General features: G+C 66.8%; 1 pseudogene. It reads left to right on the forward strand.

Annotated features, from left to right (window positions below):
• Positions 1–1422: pseudogene (locus tag G6030_RS08930) on the forward strand (IS1380 family transposase); the annotation flags it as partial.

Genomic DNA, 1422 nt, shown 5'->3' on the forward strand with positions numbered 1-1422 from the left:
CAGAAAGCACTCGGTAGGTGAAGCGTACTTCGTGGTCGGCCGGTCTGTCCGTTACTGCTGATGGTGTCGGGGTGATCGCCCACGCCGGGGCCATCGTGCCTCGACTTCTGGCTGATCAGGTCGGTCTGACCGCCGAGCTGTCAGGGGCCATGGCTCGCCGACAATTCATCCCGATCCACGACCGCGGCCGTGTGCTGATCGACACCGCGGTGATGCTCGCCGATGGCGGCGAGTCCATCTCCGACATCGGCGTCCTGCGCCACCAATCCGGGGCCCTGGGCCCGGTCGCCTCGGCGCCGACGGTGTGGCGCACACTCGATGAGGTCACTGCCGGCAAGCGCAAGAAGATCCAGGTCGCGCGTGCCCGCACGCGGCGGCACGTGTGGTCCCAACTGCCCGGCGGAGTACCCGCATCGGCGTGTGCGGGGCGGGATCTGGGATCGACGGTCGTGCTCGATGTGGATGCCACCATCGTGGTCACCCACAGCGAGAAGGAACATGCAGCTCCGACATATAAGCGCACGTTCGGGTACCACCCGATCGGCGTGTGGTGCGACAACACAGAAGAGTTTCTCGCCGCGAGCTTGCGCCCGGGCAACGCCGGGTCGAACACCGCTGCCGACCACATCGACGTCCTGGGCCAGGCCATCGCGCAGATCCCCGCCAGTCATCGGCGTGATCTGCTGATCCGCTCCGACGGTGCCGGCGCCTCCCACGACTTGCTGGAGTGGATCACCGAGCAGAACCGCGTTCGTGGTCGACAGGTGGAGTACTCGGTCGGCTTCGCTATCACTGCCCCGATTCGCCGGGCCATCGCGACCTGCCCCGAAGCCGCGTGGGGACCAGCGCTCAACCCCAACGGGGACATCCGCGACGGGGCCGACATCGCGGAGCTGACCGGGTTCCTCGCTCCCGGGATGCTCGCAAAGTGGCCAGACGGGATGCGGGTGATCGTACGCCGCGAGCGGCCCCACCCCGGCGCCCAGTTGTCGATGTTCGAGGAGATCGATGGATGGCGCTACCAGGCTTTTGTCACCAACACCGCCACCGGCCAGCTGCAGTTTCTTGAAGCCAGGCATCGGGCTCACGCCCGGGTCGAGGACCGCATCCGCCACGCCAAAGACACCGGCCTGGGCAGGCTTCCCTCGCGGGAGTTCGCTCTCAACCAGGCTTGGCTGGTGGCGGTGATGATCGCCGCAGATCTGGTGGCGTGGACTCGGATGCTGGCCTGCACCGGCGACGCCGCAGTTCTGGCCTTGTGCGAGCCCAAAGCGCTGCGCTACCGCTTCCTTCACGTGGCAGCCCGACTGGTCCGTAGTGGCCGGCGGCGGCGCGTGAAGATTCCCGAAACATGGCCGTGGGCCACCGCCATCGTCGCAGTGTTCTGGAGTGTTCCCGCTAAAGTGGCCACTGCAATTAAGC

The organism is Dietzia sp. E1 (genome assembly GCF_014145015.1).
Taxonomy (GTDB): Bacteria; Actinomycetota; Actinomycetes; order Mycobacteriales; family Mycobacteriaceae; genus Dietzia; species Dietzia cinnamea_A.